This is a genomic window from Flavobacterium sp. UBA4854, from assembly GCF_002399805.1.
Lineage (GTDB): Bacteria > Bacteroidota > Bacteroidia > Flavobacteriales > Flavobacteriaceae > Flavobacterium > Flavobacterium ginsengisoli.
Genome location: NZ_DHEI01000107.1, coordinates 25,095 through 26,082, shown reverse-complemented (window position 1 = coordinate 26,082; position 988 = coordinate 25,095). Strand labels below are relative to the sequence as shown.

General features: G+C 34.4%; 1 protein-coding gene and 1 tRNA gene. Both read left to right on the top strand.

The window, feature by feature from the left end:
- Positions 1-33: 33 nt before the first annotated feature.
- Positions 34-750, top strand: a complete 717-nt coding sequence (gene bshB1 / locus B3J44_RS15940) for a bacillithiol biosynthesis deacetylase BshB1 (RefSeq protein ID WP_198856436.1) — start codon at positions 34-36, stop codon at positions 748-750.
- A 79-nt stretch (positions 751-829) separates the two neighbouring features.
- Positions 830-903, top strand: a tRNA-His gene (locus tag B3J44_RS15935).
- Positions 904-988 lie beyond the last annotated feature (85 nt).

Genomic DNA, 988 nt, shown 5'->3' with positions numbered 1-988 from the left:
CTAAACTTGAAACAAAACAAACAAAAAGAGAAAATGAAACTAGATATATTAGCATTTGGTGCACATCCGGACGATGTAGAATTAGGTTGTGCTGGAACAATTTTAAAAGAAGTTTCCCTTGGGAAAAAAGTAGGTATTGTAGATTTAACACGAGGTGAATTAGGAACACGTGGAACTGCAGAAATTAGAGATCAGGAGGCAAAAGATGCTGCTAAGATTTTAGGTGTTTTAGTACGCGAAAATTTAGCAATGCGCGATGGCTTTTTTGTTAATGATGAAAAACATCAATTAGAAGTCATAAAAATGATACGTAAATACAAACCTGAAATTGTATTGTGTAATGCAATAGACGATCGCCATATTGATCATGGAAAAGGAAGCAAACTAGTTTCTGATTCTTGCTTTCTTTCGGGATTAATGAAAATTGAAACTTCGATTGATGGAGTACAACAAGAAGCATGGAGACCTAAAATTGTTTATCATTATATTCAATGGAAAAATATTACTCCAGATTTTGTTGTAGATATTACAGGATTTGAAAAAAAGAAAGTAGAAGCGATTTCTGCTTATAAAACCCAATTTTACGATCCGAATTCAAAAGAACCTGCAACGCCAATTACAAGTAAAAACTTTTTTGAAAGTCTAAATTACCGCGCGCAGGACTTAGGAAGACTAGTTGGGAAAGATTTTGCAGAAGGTTTTACAGTTGAAAGATGTTTGGCAGTCAATAGCTTAGAAAATTTGATTTAAATTTTATAAAAATTTTTCATTTTTTTCTTTGTAGAACTCAACCTTTGTTCTATATTTGCACTCGCTAAGCAGAAAAATGGTGGTTGTAGCTCAGCTGGTTAGAGTAGCGGTTTGTGGTGCCGCGGGTCGCCGGTTCGAACCCGGTCAGCCACCCAGAAAGAAAGCCTTGAAGAAATTCAAGGCTTTTTTAGTTTAAAGACAAAACTTTCAAATGTTTAAAATCCAAATATCAAAGTGT

What these genes read in the sequence shown, in the direction of transcription:
- bshB1 (WP_198856436.1), top strand. Translation starts at nt 34, where the DNA reads ATGAAACTAGATATATTAGCATTTGGTGCACATCCGGACGATGTAGAA.